2 protein-coding genes and 1 pseudogene are annotated in these 2,180 nt (G+C 42.5%); 2 read left to right on the forward strand and 1 reads right to left on the reverse strand.

All coding sequences use genetic code 11. From position 1 onward, the window contains the following. Together FTU34_RS17635 and FTU34_RS17640 are read left to right on the forward strand one after the other, a co-directional pair. A pseudogene (locus tag FTU34_RS17635) lies at positions 1–122 on the forward strand (hypothetical protein); the annotation flags it as partial. Between the two features lie 67 nt (positions 123–189). Beyond that, positions 190–654 carry an ATP-binding protein gene (locus FTU34_RS17640; protein WP_071830580.1) on the forward strand — a complete coding sequence of 155 codons (465 nt, stop codon included), beginning with the start codon at positions 190–192 and terminating at the stop codon, positions 652–654. A gap of 73 nt (positions 655–727) precedes the next feature. Here FTU34_RS17640 and mph read toward each other — a convergent pair whose 3' ends face one another. After that, positions 728–1,615 carry an Mph(E)/Mph(G) family macrolide 2'-phosphotransferase gene (gene mph / locus FTU34_RS17645; protein ID WP_071830579.1) on the reverse strand — a complete coding sequence of 296 codons (888 nt, stop codon included), beginning with the start codon at positions 1,613–1,615 and terminating at the stop codon, positions 728–730. Between the last annotated feature and the right edge of the window lie 565 nt (positions 1,616–2,180).

The following is a 2,180-nucleotide window of genomic DNA, read 5'->3' on the forward strand; positions in this document are numbered from 1 at the left end:
ACCGCCATCGTGTCGTGATCGGCAAGGATACGCGCCTGTCGGGCTATATGCTTGAACCCGCGCTCACAGCCGGTTTCACCTCGATGGGCATGGACGTATTCCTTTTTGGCCCGCTGCCGACAACGTAATAGGAAGAATAAACGCCCTTTTCACCCAAGTCCAAATTAATTTGCCGATTCCATAATCAGGGTGTATTACAATTCCATAGAGTTTTTCAATCCAGGTGGTTTAGCTGATAACTTAACGATTGATCAGCTTCTTCGTGAAGATTACTCGCCATGGGCGCGCAATAAAAGGATATCTGCCACGTTCAAAGAAGCGCATTTTATTGAAAAATATGGGTCAGGCATCAAACGAATCCAAGAAGGCTTCGCATCCTATGGTCTGCGTCCCCCTGTCTTTGAAAATTTCCAGCACGGTTTTCGAGTTATTGTCTCATCAAAGCTACTTTTCGAATCTAATGAGGGAGTAAGTGAGGGAGTAAATCTACTATTTAATCAGATAAGAACTAATCCAGGAAAGCGTGCACCATTTTTAGTAAACGAGCTATTAGTTCCTGTCAAGATAGTAGAGCGGTGGCTCAAAATCTTAAGAGATGATCATAAAATCGAGTTTCGAGGAGCTCCTAAAAGTGGAGGATACTGGCTAAAATAGAAATCAATGATACTCTTAAGTGGCACCAATCGAACTCCTATTTTAGCATTTAAAAAAGTATCCTCACATCATTTTATTGAACAATACCTAAGGCTGCTCTGGCGGCATTGATATGATTATCGTCGTTGCACTCTACCGCAAAAGCGCCATATGCTAATGGAGCTGCAGCAGCCCTCTCTATAGATTGTTCGTAGAGCCTATCCCATATCGTTCCGCCTTGTTTAGCATACTCCGTTATCAAACTCTTCAGGCTATCCTCTCCAAAAACCGATACGTGACCAGAAAAGTCCAGTGCAGGATCACCCATATGCGCAGTAGACCAATCTATGATACCAGAGGTCTTACCTTCCTTCGAGGTTAAGACATGCCCTGCATAGAGATCGCCATGGATGAAACAAGTGAATTCAGGCCACAAAGGGTCATTGTCCAACCATCTACGGTATCTGTTTTCCAACGGCTCGCTGATACCTATCTCAGATTTCACCAAGTGGATACGGTCAGCTATTTCGGTCCTCAATTCACTTGGAGTCATTATTTTCAAGTTGCTCTTTCTCACATCGTCAGCTGTAATACGATGTAATTCGGCCAATGATTTTGCCAGAGACTCCACATAAGCTATGCTATCGCGATCTATGTTCCAAGAAACCTCATGTGTTATCGCATCGAATGTCAGAGCAGGCGCATCCTCCAGTAAAGGGTAGGCTATTAGGCGCTCCGATACAATTTTCCAATCAGGGACATTGATCGACAGGTTTCTTTTGGCTAAATCCAATATTCTACTTTCATTTTCGATTTGTTCAAGCATATCGCTTCTTCGAGGTATACGGAGTACCCAGTTCTCACCGTTTACTTCCTTTACAAAGGCAACTCTAAAGTCGATGCCCATCTCATTGACGCTCATCTCTTCCGAAATTCTCAGCCCATGCTCTAGGGCTAATGTTTGCATATCTTCGATTGTCATTTCTATACTGTTTTCTTTTATTAAATTGGTACCAGTTCCCCCGACAGGACATTCTGAATGTCATATACAGGTGTAACACTTTACCCATATTCTTTTCGTATGGATAACACTTCCCATCAGGGAACAAAAATCTGATACATGAATTAATTGTGAGACAGTAGACCTACTGTCGCATTGAAGCCATCTCGGCGACTATTTGATTAGGAAAACCAAGGCTTTGCCATCATAGCCTTATCATAGAAGTATAACATAGTTGTAAAGATAGAAAATTATTTTTTATTCATCCATGATGTTATTATTTTATAATAACATCATCTAAACATGTCCTGTCGCTCTTTTGTGCTGTGATATTTCATACCTATTAACTGCTTTCGTTTGAATTATACGACGTTCTACTCACAATAGGGCAAGGGTTACTCATTCCGTAGGATGCGGTTCACGTATAGGAAGAATAAACGCCCTTTTCACCCAAGTCCAACAGCTTTGGACCGCAGTTGACTCTTTCGACACCCCTGCGATGCAACCCAATCCGGCTGACGGGGAGCCAGCAACGCTGAAAATTTAC

It is taken from the genome of Acinetobacter sp. YH12094 (assembly GCF_013419295.1).
Taxonomy (GTDB): Bacteria; Pseudomonadota; Gammaproteobacteria; order Pseudomonadales; family Moraxellaceae; genus Acinetobacter; species Acinetobacter amyesii.

Bases quoted from the DNA above. Each gene is read 5' to 3' on its own strand.
- mph (WP_071830579.1), bottom strand. From the start codon at position 1,615: ATGACAATCGAAGATATGCAAACATTAGCCCTAGAGCATGGGCTGAGA.